19 protein-coding genes are annotated in these 17,402 nt (G+C 71.9%); 8 read left to right on the forward strand and 11 right to left on the reverse strand.

What is annotated here, in order from left to right:
• Window positions 1-208: 208 nt before the first annotated feature.
• The 6 genes from ACFVQ3_RS17910 to ACFVQ3_RS17935 all read right to left on the reverse strand — a co-directional run bounded on the left by ACFVQ3_RS17910 (window position 209) and on the right by ACFVQ3_RS17935 (window position 5,896).
• A complete protein-coding gene (locus tag ACFVQ3_RS17910; RefSeq protein ID WP_387641960.1) occupies window positions 209-1,609 on the reverse strand; it encodes a GHKL domain-containing protein in 1,401 nt (466 codons plus the stop codon).
• Entirely contained in the window at window positions 1,606-2,319 is a 714-nt protein-coding gene (locus tag ACFVQ3_RS17915) for a LytR/AlgR family response regulator transcription factor (RefSeq protein ID WP_387641963.1), read from the reverse strand. The genes ACFVQ3_RS17910 and ACFVQ3_RS17915 overlap by 4 nt, the downstream gene beginning before the upstream one ends.
• Window positions 2,320-2,454: 135 nt before the next feature.
• A complete protein-coding gene (locus ACFVQ3_RS17920; RefSeq protein ID WP_387641965.1) occupies window positions 2,455-3,840 on the reverse strand; it encodes an MFS transporter in 1,386 nt (461 codons plus the stop codon).
• A gap of 104 nt (window positions 3,841-3,944) precedes the next feature.
• Window positions 3,945-4,877 (reverse strand): PhzF family phenazine biosynthesis protein, encoded by a 933-nt coding sequence (locus ACFVQ3_RS17925; RefSeq protein WP_387641968.1) that lies wholly within the window; start codon window positions 4,875-4,877, stop codon window positions 3,945-3,947.
• Window positions 4,878-4,931: 54 nt separating this feature from the next.
• Window positions 4,932-5,330, reverse strand: a complete 399-nt coding sequence (locus tag ACFVQ3_RS17930) for a VOC family protein (RefSeq protein ID WP_387641971.1) — start codon at window positions 5,328-5,330, stop codon at window positions 4,932-4,934.
• A 71-nt stretch (window positions 5,331-5,401) separates the two neighbouring features.
• Window positions 5,402-5,896: an FBP domain-containing protein gene (locus ACFVQ3_RS17935; RefSeq protein ID WP_387641974.1), complete on the reverse strand. Its 495-nt coding sequence runs from the start codon at window positions 5,894-5,896 to the stop codon at window positions 5,402-5,404.
• A gap of 725 nt (window positions 5,897-6,621) precedes the next feature.
• Between ACFVQ3_RS17935 and ACFVQ3_RS17940 the strand changes: the two genes are divergently transcribed.
• Entirely contained in the window at window positions 6,622-7,308 is a 687-nt protein-coding gene (locus ACFVQ3_RS17940) for a rhomboid-like protein (RefSeq protein WP_387641977.1), read from the forward strand.
• A gap of 69 nt (window positions 7,309-7,377) precedes the next feature.
• Here the strand turns inward: ACFVQ3_RS17940 and ACFVQ3_RS17945 are convergent, their stop codons facing one another.
• The 3 genes from ACFVQ3_RS17945 to ACFVQ3_RS17955 all read right to left on the reverse strand — a co-directional run bounded on the left by ACFVQ3_RS17945 (window position 7,378) and on the right by ACFVQ3_RS17955 (window position 10,059).
• Entirely contained in the window at window positions 7,378-7,899 is a 522-nt protein-coding gene (locus ACFVQ3_RS17945; protein WP_387641980.1) for a carboxymuconolactone decarboxylase family protein, read from the reverse strand.
• A 140-nt stretch (window positions 7,900-8,039) separates the two neighbouring features.
• On the reverse strand, window positions 8,040-8,573 hold the full coding sequence (locus ACFVQ3_RS17950) for a universal stress protein (RefSeq protein ID WP_387641983.1): 534 nt from the start codon (window positions 8,571-8,573) through the stop codon (window positions 8,040-8,042).
• Between the two features lie 55 nt (window positions 8,574-8,628).
• Window positions 8,629-10,059, reverse strand: a complete 1,431-nt coding sequence (locus ACFVQ3_RS17955) for an MFS transporter (RefSeq protein ID WP_387641986.1) — start codon at window positions 10,057-10,059, stop codon at window positions 8,629-8,631.
• A 289-nt stretch (window positions 10,060-10,348) separates the two neighbouring features.
• On the opposite strand from ACFVQ3_RS17955, the gene ACFVQ3_RS17960 reads away from it, so the two are divergent.
• The 5 genes from ACFVQ3_RS17960 (at window position 10,349) to ACFVQ3_RS17980 (ending at window position 15,581) form a co-directional block, all read left to right on the forward strand.
• Window positions 10,349-10,555 (forward strand): heavy-metal-associated domain-containing protein, encoded by a 207-nt coding sequence (locus ACFVQ3_RS17960; RefSeq protein ID WP_387641989.1) that lies wholly within the window; start codon window positions 10,349-10,351, stop codon window positions 10,553-10,555.
• Entirely contained in the window at window positions 10,552-11,517 is a 966-nt protein-coding gene (locus ACFVQ3_RS17965; protein WP_387641991.1) for a heavy-metal-associated domain-containing protein, read from the forward strand. The genes ACFVQ3_RS17960 and ACFVQ3_RS17965 overlap by 4 nt, the downstream gene beginning before the upstream one ends.
• Before the next feature lie 46 nt (window positions 11,518-11,563).
• Window positions 11,564-13,834: a heavy metal translocating P-type ATPase gene (locus ACFVQ3_RS17970; RefSeq protein ID WP_387641994.1), complete on the forward strand. Its 2,271-nt coding sequence runs from the start codon at window positions 11,564-11,566 to the stop codon at window positions 13,832-13,834.
• 50 nt (window positions 13,835-13,884) lie between these two features.
• A complete protein-coding gene (locus tag ACFVQ3_RS17975) occupies window positions 13,885-14,154 on the forward strand; it encodes a YHS domain-containing protein (RefSeq protein WP_387641996.1) in 270 nt (89 codons plus the stop codon).
• A 164-nt stretch (window positions 14,155-14,318) separates the two neighbouring features.
• Window positions 14,319-15,581: an NAD(P)/FAD-dependent oxidoreductase gene (locus ACFVQ3_RS17980; protein ID WP_387641998.1), complete on the forward strand. Its 1,263-nt coding sequence runs from the start codon at window positions 14,319-14,321 to the stop codon at window positions 15,579-15,581.
• Between the two features lie 21 nt (window positions 15,582-15,602).
• On the opposite strand, the gene ACFVQ3_RS17985 is transcribed toward ACFVQ3_RS17980, so the two are convergent.
• A complete protein-coding gene (locus ACFVQ3_RS17985; RefSeq protein ID WP_138826936.1) occupies window positions 15,603-15,872 on the reverse strand; it encodes a GlsB/YeaQ/YmgE family stress response membrane protein in 270 nt (89 codons plus the stop codon).
• A 185-nt stretch (window positions 15,873-16,057) separates the two neighbouring features.
• Here ACFVQ3_RS17985 and ACFVQ3_RS17990 point away from each other — a divergent pair, with 185 nt between their 5' ends.
• Both ACFVQ3_RS17990 and ACFVQ3_RS17995 read left to right on the forward strand, forming a co-directional pair.
• Complete coding sequence (locus tag ACFVQ3_RS17990) at window positions 16,058-16,306, forward strand: DUF2630 family protein (RefSeq protein ID WP_387642000.1); 249 nt, start codon at window positions 16,058-16,060, stop codon at window positions 16,304-16,306.
• A gap of 97 nt (window positions 16,307-16,403) precedes the next feature.
• Window positions 16,404-16,613 (forward strand): hypothetical protein, encoded by a 210-nt coding sequence (locus ACFVQ3_RS17995; protein ID WP_387642003.1) that lies wholly within the window; start codon window positions 16,404-16,406, stop codon window positions 16,611-16,613.
• Between the two features lie 113 nt (window positions 16,614-16,726).
• Here the strand turns inward: ACFVQ3_RS17995 and ACFVQ3_RS18000 are convergent, their stop codons facing one another.
• Entirely contained in the window at window positions 16,727-17,305 is a 579-nt protein-coding gene (locus ACFVQ3_RS18000) for a hypothetical protein (protein WP_387642005.1), read from the reverse strand.
• Window positions 17,306-17,402 lie beyond the last annotated feature (97 nt).

Here is a 17,402-nt window from a genome sequence, read left to right on the forward strand (position 1 = left end):
CCCTGCACCAGATCTCCAACCTGCCCGGCAGACCCGGACGCCACCTCTCCGTCCTGGCCTACAAAGCCGCCCAACGCGTCATCGGCTTCAACTAGAACCCTGCCGGTCCGCCGACCCGCCGGTCCGCCGACCCGGCGGTGAGCCGGCCCGGCGGTGAGCCGGCCCGGGTGACGGGACGCCCCCGGTGGTGCGCCCCGTCACGGCGGCCTCAGCGTCCCGACGAGTCCGGCGGACCCAGGACCTCCAGCGGCCGGTTCTGAGGCCGGGACCTGCGTCCCTCGGGGACAGGGATCAGGGCTCGCACCACGAACCAGTCGGACTCGGTGCGTACCGTGAGCGACCCTCCGTAGCCCTCGACGACCTGACGCATGTTCCGCACGCCGTACCCGTGGTCGATGGCGTTGCGCTTGGTGGTCCGCGGGATCCCGTCGTCGAAGTCGAGCTCGCCCACGTGGTAGTTCTCGAAGCGGACCATGACGAGCGAGCTCTGCGTGTAGACCGCGACGCGCACGAGCCGGTTCTCGGGGTCCGGCAGGGTGGCGGTGCTCTCGATCGCGTTGTCGAGCGCGTTGCCGAAGAGTGCGCTCAGGCCCATGGCGTCCATGAAGGACAGGGCTGCGCCGTCGACCACGCACGTCAGGGTGATCCCGAGCTCCGCGCACTGGGCGGTCTTCGACGTGAGGATCGTGTCGAGCACGGGGTTGCCCGTCTCGACCTGTGCGCCGTACCCCCGGATGCTCTCCTCGAGCTGGTCGAGGTAGGACGCCTTGGCGGCCGGGTCGTTCTCGGTCCGGATCGCGGTGACGAAGTGCTTGAGGTCGTGGTACTTGCGGTGGACGATGTCGATGTTCCGCTTGGACTGCAGGTACTGCTCGTGCTGGGAGCGCAGCATCCGGTTCATCGCCTCGACCTCGACCGCGCGCTGGAGCTCGAGCCGCTGCCCCTGCTGGGCGTAGAGGGCGACGTAACCGGCGAGGTCGACGAGGGTGCGGATGTAGAAGATCTCGAGCCCGAGCCGCCCGCTGAAGGGGGTGTTCGAGCTGACGAAGCTGACGTTGCTCATGAGGAACGTGACCGCGGCGATCGCGGCCGCGCTCAGCAGCCCACGCCGGTCGACCTCGAGCTGCTGGTCGGGCGGGAAGTGGCGCCTCTCGATGACGTAGGCCGTCGTGAAGGCCGTGCCGTACACCAGGACCACGAGCCCTGCCTGGACCCCGAGGCCCGTGAACCCTTGGTCGACCGCGTAGCTGTAGAGCTGCCAGTGGAGCGACGCGACGAGCTCGGCGAGCACGAAGGCCCGGGCGGTGAAGTACCCGGCCTCCCGCGCCGACACGTCGGCGCACAGCACGACCACGCTGTACACCGCGGCCACCGCGAGGGCCATGCCGAACGTCCACAGCGAGATCGGCAGCTCGCCCGCGAAGGACTGGACGGCCCACAGGAGGCCGAGCCCCAGCCCGAGCAGCAGGGCCAGGATGGGCGGGGTGAACCGCTTGCGCAGGAGCAGGATGTACACGAGGCACGCGGACCACTCGGCGAAGGCCGTGAAGCCGCGGGGGATGTCGGGCAGGACCTCGCGGATGGTCTCGGTCAGGAGCTCGTGGGTCACGCGACGCGTCCGCCGACGTGGTCGGCGAGCGCGTCGAGGAAGGCACGCTTGCGCGGTCGGCTGATCTGGAGCTCGTCGCCACCGAGCATGACGCACGTGCTCTGGTCGACTGCGAGGACGTGTCGCATGTTCACGAGGTAGCAGCTGTTGCTGCGGAAGAACCCCTTGTCGACGAGGTCGGTCTCGAAGGCCTTGAGGGTGCCCGTGAACGCGTAGGTCCGGTCGACGGCGTGGACGACGACGCGGTGCTTGATGCTCTCGATGTAGACGACGTCGAGCAGGTCGACCCGGGCGAGCGCGCCGTTCACGGTCAGCATGAGCGAGTCCGTGCCGCTGCGTCGCACCCGGTCGATGCTGCGTCGCAGCTCCTGGGAGAACGCGAACCAGGGGACGGGCTTGAGGAGATAGCTCAGCGCGTCGACCTCGTAGCCGTGGATCGCGTACTGCGCCATGTTCGTGACGAAGACGATGACGACACGGGAGTCGAGCGTGCGGATCTGCCGCGCGGTGTCCAGGCCGTCCAGGTCGTTCATCTGGACGTCGAGGAAGAGGATGTCGAAGTCGGGGCGGTACCCCGTGACGAGCTCGCGCCCGTCGCTGAAGGTGCGGACGTCGAACGTCACCCGGTTCTCGACCTGGAAGCGGTCGAGGTGGCCGAGCACGACGTCTCTGCTGGCGGACTCGTCGTCGACTACGCCGATGCGGATCATGCTGCCGAACCTCTTTCGCGACCCCTGAAGTCCCCCGATGCCCCCCCAAGATACCAAGCCGTACTGGGCTGAGATCGGCGCGAAACGGGGGTTTCGGGCACCGGTCGACCCAGGTTGCGTACCCGGGGACCAAGGTCACACCCGGTCTGCCACCAAGGACCTGCTCGGCTGCGGCAGCGGCTTGACCCACCCCGCGAGGGCGATGCTCAGGACGGTGGCCACCGTGATGGTGAGCAGTGCGTGCCGACCGCCGATCGAGTCCGCGAGCAGGCCCAGGAGCGGCGGTGCCGTGAGCTGGCCGAACGAGATGAAGGACGTCACGACCGACACGCGCCCCGGGGCCCGCAGGGGGTCGTCCGACGCGGCGGCGATCGCGATCGGGTTGGCGAGCGCGGCCCCGCAGCCCCACAGCACGATGCCGAACCAGGCGAGCGGGAGCCCGGGTGCCAGGCCGAACAGGAGCAGTCCGACGAGCGCCGAGACCCCGGACGCCCGCAGGATCGTGACGCGTCCGAACCGGTCGATGAGTCCCGTCCCGGCGAAGCGGAAGACCGTCATCGCGGCGACGAACGTGCCGTAGGCCATGGCGCCGACGGCCTCGCGCACCGCGAAGCCGTCGACCATGGAGATCGAGAGCCAGTTTCCCGCGGACCCCTCGGACAGCGATGCGGCGAGCAGGACCAGGCCGATGAGCAGGGTGCGCGGCTCGCGCCACGCGGACAGGGCGTTGCGGAGCCCGGCCCCGCGGCGACCGGCCGGGTGCGGGGTGGTCGGCTCGTCCGTGACGCCGTGCGCGGCGGCGGGCTCCGCCGTGGAGCCCGCGGGAGCGTCGGCCACCTCGGCGGCCACGCCGACCGTGCCGGCGTCCGTCGTCCGACCGGCCCCGGGAGTCGACGGCGCAGCACCCGTCGGGCTGGTCGCCGCACCCGCCGCGGCCTGCCGCTCGGGGGCGAACACGGTCGCCGGCCCGATGAGGAAGGCGCGGGCGACCGCGACGAGGGTCGTGATGACCACGAGCTGGATCGCGATGTGGATCTGCGCCCAGGAGAACGCGGCCCCGACGAGCGCGCCCGCCCCGGCGCCGATCGAGAAGGCCGCGTGGAAGTGGGGGAGGATCGCACGCCCGACGCGCTGCTCGACCATGGCCCCGTTGAGGTTGATCGGCACGTTCATCAGGGCGCCGCTGATCCCGTTGGTGAACGCGCCCACCGCGAAGATGCCGACGCTCCCGGTCGCCGTGCCCCAAGCGACGAGCAGCAGCGCGACGAGGTTGACGGCGGTGGCTGCGACGAGGGTCGGGCGGCTCCCGAACCGGGCGACGACCGCCCCCGTGGACATGACGGCGAACAGCGCGCCGACCGCGCCGACGATGAGGATGAGGCCGAGCTGTGCCGAGGAGACCCCGAGCGCCTCGCGGATCGAGGGCAGCCGCGTCATCCAGCTCGTGCCCACGATGCCGAAGAGGGCGAAGAGCGCCATCAACGACCAGCGGGCGCGACCGACTGCAAGGTTTCCTGACATTCAGCGAACTCTATGCCGCACGTGGCCGCGTTCTCACCGTGTTTCTGTGGGCGGGACGCGCTGGTCCGGCGGTGATGCCCCGCCGGGCCCGTACGGCGCCCGGGTCAGAGCAGCACGGTGCCGTCGATGCAGGTCACGGCGTCGCCGCCGACCCACACGGTGTCCTCGCGCCCCCCGCTGCCGACGCGGCTCACGTGGACGCGCCCGGCCCGCCCGAGCGCCGTGCCCTGGCTCGCGACGTAGCTCGCGGGCAGCAGGCCGTCCGGCTGGAGCCACTGCGCGACGACCGCGTTCAGGCTCCCCGTCACGGGATCCTCGGGGATGCCCATGTCGAGCGCGTAGCCGCGGACCTCGACCGCGGCACCGTCGGGGCCGTCGTAACGCCCGTCGCCGAGTGCCGTGTACGGCCCGACGACGCCGATCGCCAGGTCGCCCAGCCCCGCGAAGTCGGGGTCGAGCGCGAGGACCTTCTCGGCCGAGCCGAGCAGGAGCACGCGCCAGCCGGGCCCGTTGTCGAGGAAGCGGTGATCGACGACGTCGTGGGCGTCGAGCCCGAGCGCGCGCGTGATCGCGGCGAGCGTCGAGGGGTCGAGCGGCTCGTCCGTCAGGAGGTCGGGAGCCGCGAAGGCGAGCCGGCCTCCCGAGGAGGCTCCGTCGTCGGGCCCCGGTGTGGGGGACCGGCGCAGCGGGACCAGACCGATCCCGCACTCCTGGACCACGGTGCCCGCGACGCGCGGCGTGCCGCCCGCGGCGAGCCACGCGTGGCACGAGCCGAGCGTCGGGTGCCCCGCGAACGGCAGCTCGCCTGCGGGCGTGAAGATGCGCAGGCGGTAGTCGGCCCCGGCGGCAGCGCCCTCGGGGGAGGGCGGGAGGAGGAACGTCGTCTCGGACAGGTTGGTCCAGCGCGCGAAGGCGGCCATCTGGTCGTCCCCCAGCCCGACGGCGTCGCGCACCACCGCGACCGGGTTTCCCCGGTAGGGGGTCGTCGTGAAGACGTCGACCTGCGAGAACGGGCGCAGCCGAGGTGAGGAAGTCATGCGTCCGACGCTACCGCCGTGCCCGCGACCCGGCTCGGGTGGGGGGCTGGCGGGTCATGCGCTCGGCGGCTGGATGAGGTCCCACGGCATGCCGTACAGGTCCTGGAACACCGCGACCGTCCCGTACGCCTCGTGGCGCGGCTCCTCGAGGAACCGGACGCCGTGCGCGAGCATGCGGGCGTGCTGGGCCGCGAAGTCGTCGGTCCGCAGGAAGAACGCGACCTCGTCGCCGACCGGTCGGCCGACGCGGGCGCGCGCGTCGTCGGACGTCGCGAGGGCCAGGACGAGCCCGGTGCCCGCCGCGTCGCCGTCGCCCGGGCTCACGACGACGCGGCGCCACCCGCTCTCGAACGTCTCGTCCTGGCGCAGCGTGAAGCCGAGCGCTCCGGTGAAGAAGGCGATGGCGTCGTCCAGGTCGTGCACCAGGTACGTGGCGTTCTCGAGGCTCAGCATGAGGGGGAGCGTAGCGGTGCCGGACGAACCGGCGCCGCCACGCACCCACGTCGTCGCGCGGACCTGCCGGCTCAGACCTCGCGCAGGACCTCGCGCGCGAACTTCACCGACCGCTCGCGCAGTCCCTCGATGCGCCGCTCGACCAGACCCGCGGGGTCCTGGCCGGCCTCGACGATGGTCGGCTTGCGACGGACGTTCTTGGAGCAGCCGAACTCGGTGCAGATCAGGGTGCCGATCGTGTCGCCGTTGCGACCGGCCGCACCGGCCCGGCGCACGACGTACAGGGACACGTCGTCGGTCACGATGACGTCCTCGCACCACGCGCACACCGCGCGGCGGCGCGACGCCGTGCCCTCGGGGGCACGCAGCGCGAGCCCGACGAGCGCGTCGTCGACGGGCAGGACGACGTAGGCGCGCAGCGGCGCCTTGCGGTCGACCCAGCCCAGGTAGTCGAGGCGGTCCCAACGGAGGTCTGCGAGGTCGGACGGGAGGGTCAGCTGCGAGGACTCGCGGCGCGAGGCGTTCACGAAGGACGCGCGGATCTGCTTCTCGGACAAGGGGTTCATGGTTCTACGGCTCTCGTGCAGGAGGGGCCGTCTCGCCCGCGGTGCCCGGACCGACAGGTCGGGCGGGAGCGGAGGACGGCAGGTCGGGGCCCGCCGGTGGTCACGAGGACTCACCGATGAGGGGACCCGCCGAGGCACGCCGGTCGTCCGGTGAGTCTCGGGGACTCACCGGTGGGTGGCGCCGTAGGGCGTCAGGCGTGCTGGGCGGGCGTCCGGCCCGCGACCGAGCAGGCCAGGACGGCCGCCCCGCTTCCTCGCTGCATGAAAGATGCGCTCCAAGATCGGTGGCCGGGGCTCGTCCCGCGGCACAGCTCTCCGTCGATGGTACGCCCGGGCACCCGTGCCGCTCACGACAATTCTGGGGAGGTGCTGCGGAGGCGGGTCGCCGCCCATGCACGTGACGACGACCCGCCCGCTGCGCGGGGTCTATCGCTTGCGGACCTTCGCGGTGGTCTCGGCTGCCTTCTCGCGCTTCTGTGCGCGCTTGTCCTTCAGGGAAAGCGACGGCTGCTTCTTGTCGTTCTTGGCCATGTGGCTCACCTCCTTCCAGCCTGCAGGTGAACCGGCCACCATAGCCAAGACCCACAGGAAGTCCAGTCCGCGGCCGGGACGCGCCGACGACCACGACGAGGGCCGGGCGCCGTGGGGCTCCCCGGGCCTCCTCGGTGCCCGAGAGCCGCACGCTTCCGGGCGCTCGCGGGCGTGTCCCGGCGTAGCGTGACGACATGACGGACGGCCCGACGGGAGCCACGACCCCCACCCACCTGGTGCGCCACGCCCTGGCCGACGTGTGGCGCACGGTACGCCGGGCAGACCTCGCGATCGTGTACTGCTCCGTGGTCCTGCTCGTCGCGCTCGTCCTGGCGTTCCTGCCCGAGGGCACGCGCGACCAGGTGTACGAGGACACGAGCACCAACCTCGCGAACCTGCGCGACCGCCCCGTCTCCGTGCTCCTCGCGAGCGCGTTCGTCATCTCCTCGCCGGGCGAGGTCCTCCTGGTGCTCCAGCTCCTCGTGGTCCTGGCCTACGCGCAGCGCTTCGTCGGGCGGCTCGCGTCGCTCGCGGTCGGGTTCATGGGGCACGTCGGTGCGACGGTGTTCACGGCCATGGTCCTGACGACCGGGATCTTCCACGGGTTCGTGAACCCGAGCGTCGCCACGGTCGACGACGTCGGCGTCAGCTACGTCATGGCGACCGTCATGGGCTTCCTGACCGTCGTCGTCCCCCGGCGCTGGCGCTGGTGGTGGGTCGCGTTCGTCGTCGTCTACTGGGTGGGGCCGGGGCTCGTCGCGCGGAACTTCACGGCGGTCGGGCACACGACCTCCCTCCTCATCGGGTTCACGGTGGCCTTCGTCGCGGGCCGGACCCGGCAGGCGGCCGGATGGTCGGGGGACGTCCCGGGGCGGCGGTGACGGAACCGCTCGACAGTCGGAGGACCGGACGAGCGGCCCGCACCGACGCGGCCAGGACGTCCCCGCAGATCAGGCCTTGCGCCTCACCGACGGCGCTCCGGGCGTGAGCCCGGCGACGAGGTTGAACGCCCCGGTGAGGATGTTGAGCGCCACGACGCCCACGACGTCGGCGATCTCGCGGTCGCTGTAGCCGTGGCGCCGCAGGGCGTCGACCTGCTCGTCGGTGATCGACGCCGGCTCGCGGTAGATCTGCACGCCGAAGGCGACGATCGCGGCCAGCGCGGGGTCGACCGACCACCCGTCGTGGGCCAGCGCGATCTCGTCCTCGCCGGCGCCGAGCGCCCGAGCGGCCCCGACGTGCGACGCGAGGCACAGGCCGCAGCCCTGCTGCGCCTGGACGGCGATCGAGACGAGCTCGCTGGTCCTGCGGTCGAGCTTCGCGCGCCGCATGGCACGGCTGAGCTGCAGGTATCCACCGAGCACGGCCGGGGAGTGCGCCATCGTCGAGACCATGTCGCCCACGCTGCCGTGGCGGTCCACGAGCTCGGCGAGCAGGTCCTTCGAGGCGCCCACGGCGGTCTCCGGGGTCATACGTGAAAGTCGAGGCACGGTGGTCTCCGTCATGTCGAAGGGGAACAGGGCAGGGGTGGCCGGGATCGACCGAGGGTGCCGGGTGGGCCCGTCAGGCTCCCCTGCCTGACGGGCCCGGCGCCCGGCCCTCGCCGGAGGGGCTAGCCGAGGTCTGGCGTGACGCGGCTGTCGGGGGTGACGCGGCCGTCGGCCGGGACCCGGCTGTTGCGGCGGGCCAGCGCCACCGCGTCCGAGGGGATCACGAGGGTCGGGCGGGTGGCGTGGTGCAGGACGCTGGCCGAGGTGCTGCCGAGCAGGGTCGCCTTGAGGCCGCGCCGACCGCGGGAGCCGAGCACGATCAGGTCGACGTCGAGCTCCTCGGCGGCCTCGACGATGGCTTCGGCGGCCGTGGCCATCGTCGAGGAGACGTGTGGCTCGGCGACCAGACCGAGGTCGCGGGCCAGCTGCGCCCCGTCGGAGGCGATCCGTTCCGACACGTCGAGGGCTGCGGCGTCGAGACCCTGGAGCTCCTGCAGTGCCGGGTGGCCCTCGAGGTGTGCCGCGAAGCCCTCCATGGGCTGGCGGGCGTAGAGCAGGACCGCGGTGGCACCGGGGAAGAGGCCGGCGACGGTCTGCATCGCGCTGTGCGCGTTGGCCGATCCGTCGTAGGCGAGGAGCAGGCGGGGTGTGGACATAGGGGTTCCCTTCGAGGTGGTGGGGGGTGAACCGGTGGGGACCGGTCCGGTGCGGTCAGCGCCCGATCGAGGCGTCCGAGGCGGCGACGGGCACGCGCGGCCTCGACATCGCGACCGCGGTGACGATCGCTCCGACCAGGGCGAGGATCGCCGCCCCGACGAACGCGGCCGAGTACGCCTGGGTGAGCTCGACCCTCGTGGGGTCGGGGCCGGACACGACGTAGACGATCGCCGTGAGGGCCGCGAGCCCGAGAGCGGACCCGATCTGGTAGCTCGTGCTCACGAGCCCCGATGCGACGCCGGTCTCCGCGGCGGGGGCGGCGTTGATGGCCGTGCCGAGCGAGGGGACGAACGCGAGGGACATGCCCAGGGCGGCCAGGAGCGAGGCGGGCAGGACGTCGACGGCGTAGCTGCCGTCCGGGCGGACGAACGAGAGCCACGCGAGCCCGGCGGCGAGCAGGAGCAGGCCGGTCACGATGAGGGACTTCGCACCGAACCTCTCCTGGAGCCGGGGAGCCAGGGCGAGCATGACCAGCACGACGAGCCCGGTCATCGGCAGGAGCGCGGCTCCCGCGGCGAAGGCGCTCGCGCCGAGGACCTGCTGCAGGTACAGGTTCAGGAAGAACCACATCGAGACCCAGGCGGCACCCAGCAGGAGCTGTGCACCGTTCGCGGCTCCGAGCAGCGGAGCGCGGAGCAGGCCGAGGCGGAGCAGGGGGTTGCGGCTGCGCGCCTGGATGACGAAGAAGATCGCGAGCAGGACGATGCCTGCGGCGAGGGCGCCGAGGGTGGGCAGCGTGAGCCAGCCGATCTCCGGGGCGTTGACGACCGCGTAGACGACGGCCGCGAGCCCTGCGGTCACGGTGAGCGCTCCGGCGATGTCGATCGATCCCGAGGCCTTGCGCTCGGTGCGCGGGAGCGTCGACGCGGTGAAGGCGAGCACGAAGAGCGCGATCGGGACGGTCACGTAGAAGACCCAGGGCCAGCTCGCGTACTCGGTGAGGACTCCGCCGAGGAAGACCCCTGCGCTGCCGCCGACCGGCGCGGCCGCGCCGTAGACGGCGAACGCCTTCGGCAGGTCGCGCGTCCCGCCGAAGAGCATCATGAGCAGGGTCAGCGCGGCCGGTGCGATCATCGCGGAACCGGCACCCTGGATCGCACGGCCCGCGATCTCGAGCCCGATGGTTCCGGCCGCTCCCGCCAGGATCGACCCGGCGATCAGGACGAGCCAACCGAGCACGAAGATCTTGCGGGCACCGAAGGCGTCGGCGAGCCGTCCACCCAGCAGGAGCAGTCCGCCGAAGGCGACCACGTAGGCGTTGAACACCCAGGACAACGACTCGGGCGTGAAGCCGAGGTCTCTCTGGATGTCCGGCAGGGCGACGCCGATGATCGACGTGTCCATGATGACGACGAACTGCGCCGTGGCGATCAGCGCCAGGCCGAGCCACCGCTTCGCCGGCGACAGTGGTGGATGGGTAGACATGAAGGTCTCCTTCTGAGGGGTGGCCGGTGCGCCCGGCGTCGGCAAAAGGTATACCCATGGGGGGTATGCGTGTCAATCGTTTGCGAGTCCGCAGGTGTGCGCCCTGCGCCGCGTGACAGAGGTACCCCGTAGGGGTATTTGCCCGGTCGTCGACCGGAGTCCGTCGATGTTCACCCGTCCCTCGCCCTGTCTCGGGCGACGGTGCTTGCGCGATACCCCCACGGGGTATATGTTTCGTGGCAGAGGTACCCGGTAGGGGTATCGAATCCCACGAGAGGAAGGCTCCGCCATGGCCACGAACGAGTACCAGGTGACGGGCATGACGTGCGGGCACTGCGAGCTGTCGATCCGCGAGGAGGTCGGACAGGTCGCCGGGGTCGAGAACATCCAGGTCAGCGCGCAGACGGGACGGCTCGTCGTGACGGGACCCGTCGACGACGCGCAGGTCCTGGCCGCGGTCGAGGAGGCCGGCTACTCGGCGGTGCGTTCGGCATGAGGACAGGCGCACGACTGACCCTCTACGGCCTCGGGCTCGTGGTGGCCTTCGGGGGCGCGTACGGCGTCGCCGGGGCCGTCGTCCCCGAGAGCACCGTCGCCGGCTGGACCGAAGGGAGCACGATGAACGGGCACGGAGAAGAGCACGGTGCGGCGGGAGCCGGGTCGGCGGAGGCCACGGACGGCGGGCTCGGGGGCCTCGCGCTCGGCGTCGACGGGTTCGCGCTGTCGTCCGTCGAGGCGCCCGCGGTGGTCGGTGAGCCCGGGGAGCTGAGCTTCCAGGTCCACGACGCCGCGGGCGCCCCGGTGACGAAGTACACGACCACGCACGAGAAGGACCTGCACCTGATCGTGGTGCGCTCGGACGGCGGCCAGTTCCGTCACGTCCACCCCGTGCTGGACGAGGGCTCGGGCACCTGGTCGATCCCCTGGGAGTGGGCGGCGGCGGGCAGCTACCGCGTCTTCGCGGACTTCACCCCGACCGGCGCGGACGAGTCCGCGCGCACGTTGACCCGCACGGTCCAGGTGGCAGGGGACCTCGTGCCCGTCGAGCAGCGGCCGACCCGGACCGCTCAGGTGGACGGCTACACCGTGACCGTCGACGGCGAGCTGGTGGCGGGCACCTCGAGCGGCCTCACGTTCACGGTCACCCGGGACGGCGAGCCCGTCACGGTCCTGGAGCCGTACCTGGGAGCGTTCGGCCACCTCGTCGCGCTGCGCGACGGCGACCTCGCCTACCTGCACGTCCACGCCGAGGGAGGGGACCCGGAGGCCGGGCAGACGGCCGGGCCGACGATCGCCTTCGCCGCCGAGGCCCCGACCGTGGGCCGCTACCTGCTGTACCTGGACTTCCAGGTCGACGGCCAGGTCCACACCGCCGAGCTCGTGCTCGACGCCGCCCCCGGCGCCGACTCCTCGGAGCCCACGGACCCCGACGACGGATCGCACCCGGAGGGGCACTGACCGAGAGGTCGGGCCCTTTCCCACCAGCCGAGAGAAGGAACTGCACATGAGCACATCAGCGCCTCCGGGCGTGATCACAGGCGTCGAGCTCGAGATCGGCGGCATGACCTGCGCCTCCTGCGCGATGCGGATCGAGAAGAAGCTGAACAAGCTCGACGGCGTGGTCGCGACCGTGAACTACGCGACCGAGAAGGCCAAGGTGACGGTCCCGGACGGGTTCGACCCGGCGCTGCTGATCGCGGAGGTCGAGAAGACCGGGTACACCGCCGCGCTGCCCGTGCCCAAGGGTGCGAAGAAGGACGGCGCGTCCGCGGGCGCGGGCGACGGCGAGGACCCCGAGCTGACCTCGCTGCGCAACCGGCTCGTCGGGGCGATCGTCCTGACCGTGCCGGTCATCGCGATGGCCATGGTCCCCGCGTGGCAGTTCACCTACTGGCAGTGGGCCTCGCTCGCGCTGGCCGCCCCCGTCATCGTGTGGGCGGCGTGGCCGTTCCACAAGGCCGCGTGGGCGAACCTCAAGCACGGCACCGCGACGATGGACACGCTCATCTCCATGGGCACGTCCGCCGCGTTCCTGTGGTCGCTGTACGCGCTGTTCCTCGGCACGGCGGGCGCCCCGGGCATGACGCACCCGTTCGAGCTCGCGCTCGCGCCCTCCGACGGCGCGGCGAACATCTACCTCGAGGTGGGTGCCGGCGTCACGATGTTCATCCTCGCCGGCCGGTACTTCGAGAAGCGCTCCAAGAAGCAGGCCGGTGCGGCGCTGCGCGCGCTGCTCGAGCTCGGGGCCAAGGAGGTCTCGGTCCTGCGCGGAGACGTCGAGACCAAGATCCCCGTCGAGGACCTGCAGGTCGGTGACGAGTTCGTCGTCCGTCCCGGCGAGAAGATCGCCACGGACGGCGTCGTCGTCGCCGGGACGTCCGCCGTTGACGAGTCGATGCTCACGGGAGAGTCCGTGCCGGTCGAGGTCTCCGCGGGAGACACCGTCACCGGCGCCACGACGAACGCGGGCGGGCGCCTCGTGATCCGCGCGACCCGCATCGGGTCGGACACGCAGCTCGCGCAGATGGCCAGGCTCGTCGAGGACGCCCAGACCGGCAAGGCCGAGGTGCAGCGCCTCGCCGACAGGATCTCGGGCGTGTTCGTGCCGATCGTGATCGTGATCGCGGCCGCCGCCCTCGGGGGCTGGCTGGGCGCGGGGTTCCCCGTGAGCGCTGCCTTCACCGCAGCGGTCGCTGTCCTCGTGATCGCCTGCCCCTGCGCGCTGGGGCTCGCGACGCCGACCGCGCTCCTGGTCGGCACCGGCCGCGGCGCGCAGATGGGCGTGCTCATCAAGGGCCCCGAGGTGCTCGAGTCGACCCGCAGGATCGACACCGTCGTGCTCGACAAGACGGGCACGGTCACGACCGGCAAGATGACGCTCGTCGACGTGGTCGTCGAGCCCGGCACCGATCGCGCCGAGCTGCTCCGCCTGGCCGGCGCGCTCGAGGACGCCTCCGAGCACCCGATCGCGCAGGCGATCGCCAAGGGGGCGACGCAGGAGGTCGGCGCGCTGCTCACGGCCGAGGACTTCGCGAACATCGAGGGCAAGGGCGTGCAGGGCGTCGTCGACGGCCACGCCGTCCTGGTAGGCCGCGAGTCGCTCCTCGCCGAGTGGTCCCAGGAGCTGAGCCCCCCGCTGGCGGCCACCAAGGCGCGAGCCGAGGCCGAGGGAAAGACGGTCGTCGCCGTGGGGTGGGACGGTCGGGCGCGAGGCATCCTCGTCGTGGCCGACACGGTCAAGCCCACGAGCGCGGAGGCGATCGCGCAGCTCAAGGCGATCGGGCTGACCCCCGTGCTCCTCACGGGGGACAACGCGGCGGTCGCCCGGCAGATCGCCGCCGAGGTGGGTATCGACGAGGTCATCGCCGAGGTCCTCCCGAAGGACAAGGTCGACGTCGTCACCCGTCTCCAGCGTGAGGGCAAGGTCGTCGCGATGATCGGCGACGGCGTCAACGACGCCCCCGCTCTCGCCCAGGCGGACCTCGGGCTCGCCATGGGCACGGGTGCGGACGTCGCGATCGAGGCGTCCGACATCACCCTGGTACGCGGCGACCTGCGCAGCGCGGTCGACGCCATCCGTCTCTCCCGCAAGACGCTCGGAACGATCAAGACCAACCTGTTCTGGGCCTTCGCCTACAACGTCGCGGCCATCCCCGTCGCGGCACTGGGAATGCTCAACCCCATGCTCGCAGGGGCTGCGATGGCGCTGTCGAGCGTCTTCGTCGTGGGCAACAGCCTGCGCCTGCGCGGGTTCCGGAGCGTCGCCAGGTCATGACGTCCCCGAGCCCGAACCACCCACCCGCATCACGAAGGGAACCACTCACGATGGCGAACGAACCTCAGGCGACCAGCTGTTGCAGCACCGGTGCGTCCAGCCCCGCTGCAGCGGGCGACGGCACCGAGAACCTGCTCGGCGCTGCGAGCGACGACATGACCACCTGCCCGGTCATGGTCGGCAGCCCCGTCAGCAAGAAGGCGGCCGAGGCGACCGGCCTGTACCGGGACCACGAGGGCCGGCGGTACTGGTTCTGCTGCGCCGGATGCGGGCCGGCCTTCGACTCGGACCCCGCGAGGTACGCCGCCAACATGGCGTAGCGACGTGGACGCGGGGTCCGCGGGACGTCACCACGCACCGCGGGCCCCGCTCGTCTCCCGCCGGTCCCCGGACCGTCGCGGCTCGCAGAACCTTGCCCGCCCGCCCGCACGCACGCCCGCCCGCACCCGCGCGACACCCCACCCGCACCTGGAGAACTCACCCCATGACCGCACGCCACGTCGTGATCCTCGGACCGGGATCAGCAGGCACGGCCGCCGCCCGGACCCTCGCCGCTCAGGGCGACGTCCGGACGACCGTCGTCGGACGCACCGACGAGATCCCGTACTCGCGGATGCTCGTCAAGAACGTCGCCTACGGTCAGGCCGCCCCCGAGACGGTCCGTCTGCCCCGACCGGACGGTGAGCTCGTCGCCGACACCGTCGAGCGGGTCGACCCCGCGACGCGGGAGGTCCACCTGGCCTCGGGGGCCACGATCGCCTACGACGCGCTCCTCGTCGCGACCGGTGGCCGGCCGCGGGGCATCGACCCCGACGTCGCGGGGGCGGAGCAGGCCGCGCGGGCGGGCCGCCTGCTCACCCTGCACTCGCTCGACGACGCCGTGAGGTTCCGGGAGGCGATCGCGGCGCGCGGGGAGGCGGCACGGGTCGCGATCTACGGGGGCGGGCTGATCGCGTCGGAGACCGCCTCGACTTTGCAGGCGCAGGGGCACCGGGTCAGCCTCGTCGCCCGCAGTCGCGTCCCCGGCGTGGCGGGCTTCGGCCGCCCGGTCGCCGAGCGTGTCGCCGCCGACCACGAGTCCCGGGTGGCCACGTTCTTCGGCCGCACCGTCCACCGCGTCCTCGCGACGCCGGAGGCGACGGTCGTGACTCTCGACGACGGGAGCGATCTCGAGGTCGATCTCGTCGTCGTCGCGCTCGGCACCACCCCCTCCGCGCCCCTTCCCTGGCGCGACGGGGTCGTCGTCGACGACAGGCTCCGCGCCACTGGTCACGGGGTCGTGTACGCGGCGGGAGGGGTCGCCGTGCATCACGACGACCACCTCGGGACGTGGCGCATCGACCACTGGGAGGACAGTGCCGCGCAGGGGGTGCACGCCGCGCGGACGGTGCTGCACGACCTCGGCCGTGGCGAGGACCCGGGCCCGTACCGACCTCGCAGCACGTACATGGCCGTGGTCCACGGACGGATGATCTCCGGGGTCGGGTACACGGGGCATCCCGGCACGCGGGTCGTGCAGAGCGACGGGCTCGTGGTCCTGCACGAGCAGGAGGGCGCGGTCGTCGGTGTCAGCGGCATCGAGGCGGTGGGTGAGATCTACGGGTGGGGCAGCCGCCTCCACGAGGATCTCCTCGCACCATCGGAACGGGCCCCGAGGGGTACGACGAAGGGCCCGCCTCCTCGTGACGAGGAGGCGGGCCCTTCGGTGGTCACCGCGGCCGGACGGGGCGCGACCGACGAGCGGTGACGGCCTGGGTGAGCTGCGCGGTCAGGCGGTGCGACCGTTGCGGCCGCGGATCGCGCCGTAGATGCCCAGCACGATGACGGAGCCGACGATCGCGAGCAGCCACGTCTGGATCGAGAAGAACTCCTCGAGCGGAGCCGAGAACAGGACGCTCCCGAGCCAGCCGCCGAGCAGTGCGCCGAGGATCCCGAGGAGGATCGTCATCAGGATCGACCCGGTCTGCTTGCCCGGGAGGATGGCGCGAGCGATGAGTCCGGCGAGCAGTCCCAGAACGATGAATGCGAGGAAACCCATGTCATTCTCCTTTTGTCCCGTATGTGCCTTATTGGCCGGTGAGTCCCTACCTTGACACCGGCTCGGGCGGCTCGCACGCCGAAAGGCGCCGAACGTCGGACACGTCACTTTTCGCGGGTTTCCGCTTGCGAGGGCCCGGGACAGGTGGCATCGCGCGGCCACGCGCCCGGCCGTACCGTGGAGGGATGGCTGAGGACCGAGGCATCCGGCAGTACATCGGCGACCTGGTGGCGGAGGAGCGCAGGCTGCGCGACGAGCTCGCCGACGGGGAGATCACGGCGTCGGAGGAGCACACGCGTCTGCGCGCGATCGAGACCGAGCTCGACCAGTGCTGGGACCTGCTGCGCCAGCGCGACGCCGCCCGGGAGTTCGGCAGCGACCCGGATGCCGCGGCGATCCGGGATGCCGGTACGGTGGAGCACTACCTGGACTGACGGCCTGACGCCTCGCGTGCGTGCCGTCGTCGGGAATGCCCCTCCCGCGGCACGCGGGAACCACGCGTGACCCCACGACCAGTACGGAGCGAAGAGCATGAGCAGCCAGACGACGCAGAGCAACGAAGCCACCGAGCGAGCCGGGGCCGTCGCCCGCTTCCTCGTGGCGATGGTCCTGTTCGTGGGCGGGATGGTCGCCTTCGGGTGGGCCTTCACGGTCGAGTCGAACCACGCGCTGATCTTCTCCGCCGGTCTCCTCATGGTCACGCTCGGCTGCTTCGTCCCGATGGCGGGCCGCGACCGCTGACACGGACCGGCCGCACGGCCGCCGCGCGACGAGAGGGGCCCCGCACCGATGGTGCGGGGCCCCTCTCGTCGTCGACTGCCCGAGCGTGCCGTCCTCGGACGATGCGGACGCAGTCAGGCGATGCGGGGGAGCTGTGCGAGCGCCGCGACGACCTCGATCGCGTCGGCCTTCCCCAGCAGGACCTTCTGTGCCATGAAGGCCTTCGTGGCCGTGCTCTCCTCTGGGAGGCTCGACCCCGCGAAGGCCTCCATGAGGGCGCGGGCGTCGGCCTCGGGCAGGCGGAAGCTCACGACCTGCGTGAGGTTGCGCAGGATCGCGGTGCGCTCGGTCTCCGAGAACCCGAAACGCAGAGTGAGGGAGCCCTGCTCGATCCGCGTGTACGCGTACGCGACGTCCGCGAACGGACGCGCCGGGCCGTCCCCGATGCGCAGCGTGCGGGCCGCGAGGTCGACCGCGACGGGCTTCGCCTCGCGCACCCAGTAGACGAGGAACGGGAGGATGATCGCGAGCACCGCGACGAGTGCGATGACCAGGTACAGCCCGAAGCTCTCCTCGTCGCCGAAGCGTACGAGGGCGATGACCGTGAGCAGCACCGCGGCCAGGAAGGGCGAGACGATGGCCGTCAGCCGCATCTTCTTGCGACCTTCCACCCAGAGCGGCAGGTCGGTCGTGGTCGGTGCGGTGGCGTGCATGGTTCCCCCATCGGGACAGGTTCCTCGCCCCACGGTGGAGCGACGGTGTGCGCGCCGATGCTACTGGTAGCGGGCGCCCGCAAGGAACGGGGAGAAC

Source organism: Oerskovia sp. NPDC057915, from assembly GCF_042887685.1.
Lineage (GTDB): Bacteria > Actinomycetota > Actinomycetes > Actinomycetales > Cellulomonadaceae > Oerskovia.

Bases quoted from the DNA above. Each gene is read 5' to 3' on its own strand.
- ACFVQ3_RS17915 (WP_387641963.1), bottom strand. From the start codon at position 2,319: ATGATCCGCATCGGCGTAGTCGACGACGAGTCCGCCAGCAGAGACGTC.
- ACFVQ3_RS17920 (WP_387641965.1), bottom strand. From the start codon at position 3,840: ATGTCAGGAAACCTTGCAGTCGGTCGCGCCCGCTGGTCGTTGATGGCG.
- ACFVQ3_RS17925 (WP_387641968.1), bottom strand. From the start codon at position 4,877: ATGACTTCCTCACCTCGGCTGCGCCCGTTCTCGCAGGTCGACGTCTTC.
- ACFVQ3_RS17930 (WP_387641971.1), bottom strand. From the start codon at position 5,330: ATGCTGAGCCTCGAGAACGCCACGTACCTGGTGCACGACCTGGACGAC.
- ACFVQ3_RS17935 (WP_387641974.1), bottom strand. From the start codon at position 5,896: ATGAACCCCTTGTCCGAGAAGCAGATCCGCGCGTCCTTCGTGAACGCC.
- ACFVQ3_RS17940 (WP_387641977.1), top strand. From the start codon at position 6,622: ATGACGGACGGCCCGACGGGAGCCACGACCCCCACCCACCTGGTGCGC.
- ACFVQ3_RS17945 (WP_387641980.1), bottom strand. From the start codon at position 7,899: ATGACCCCGGAGACCGCCGTGGGCGCCTCGAAGGACCTGCTCGCCGAG.
- ACFVQ3_RS17950 (WP_387641983.1), bottom strand. From the start codon at position 8,573: ATGTCCACACCCCGCCTGCTCCTCGCCTACGACGGATCGGCCAACGCG.
- ACFVQ3_RS17955 (WP_387641986.1), bottom strand. From the start codon at position 10,059: ATGTCTACCCATCCACCACTGTCGCCGGCGAAGCGGTGGCTCGGCCTG.
- ACFVQ3_RS17960 (WP_387641989.1), top strand. From the start codon at position 10,349: ATGGCCACGAACGAGTACCAGGTGACGGGCATGACGTGCGGGCACTGC.
- ACFVQ3_RS17965 (WP_387641991.1), top strand. From the start codon at position 10,552: ATGAGGACAGGCGCACGACTGACCCTCTACGGCCTCGGGCTCGTGGTG.
- ACFVQ3_RS17970 (WP_387641994.1), top strand. From the start codon at position 11,564: ATGAGCACATCAGCGCCTCCGGGCGTGATCACAGGCGTCGAGCTCGAG.
- ACFVQ3_RS17975 (WP_387641996.1), top strand. From the start codon at position 13,885: ATGGCGAACGAACCTCAGGCGACCAGCTGTTGCAGCACCGGTGCGTCC.
- ACFVQ3_RS17980 (WP_387641998.1), top strand. From the start codon at position 14,319: ATGACCGCACGCCACGTCGTGATCCTCGGACCGGGATCAGCAGGCACG.
- ACFVQ3_RS17985 (WP_138826936.1), bottom strand. From the start codon at position 15,872: ATGGGTTTCCTCGCATTCATCGTTCTGGGACTGCTCGCCGGACTCATC.
- ACFVQ3_RS17990 (WP_387642000.1), top strand. From the start codon at position 16,058: ATGGCTGAGGACCGAGGCATCCGGCAGTACATCGGCGACCTGGTGGCG.
- ACFVQ3_RS17995 (WP_387642003.1), top strand. From the start codon at position 16,404: ATGAGCAGCCAGACGACGCAGAGCAACGAAGCCACCGAGCGAGCCGGG.
- ACFVQ3_RS18000 (WP_387642005.1), bottom strand. From the start codon at position 17,305: ATGCACGCCACCGCACCGACCACGACCGACCTGCCGCTCTGGGTGGAA.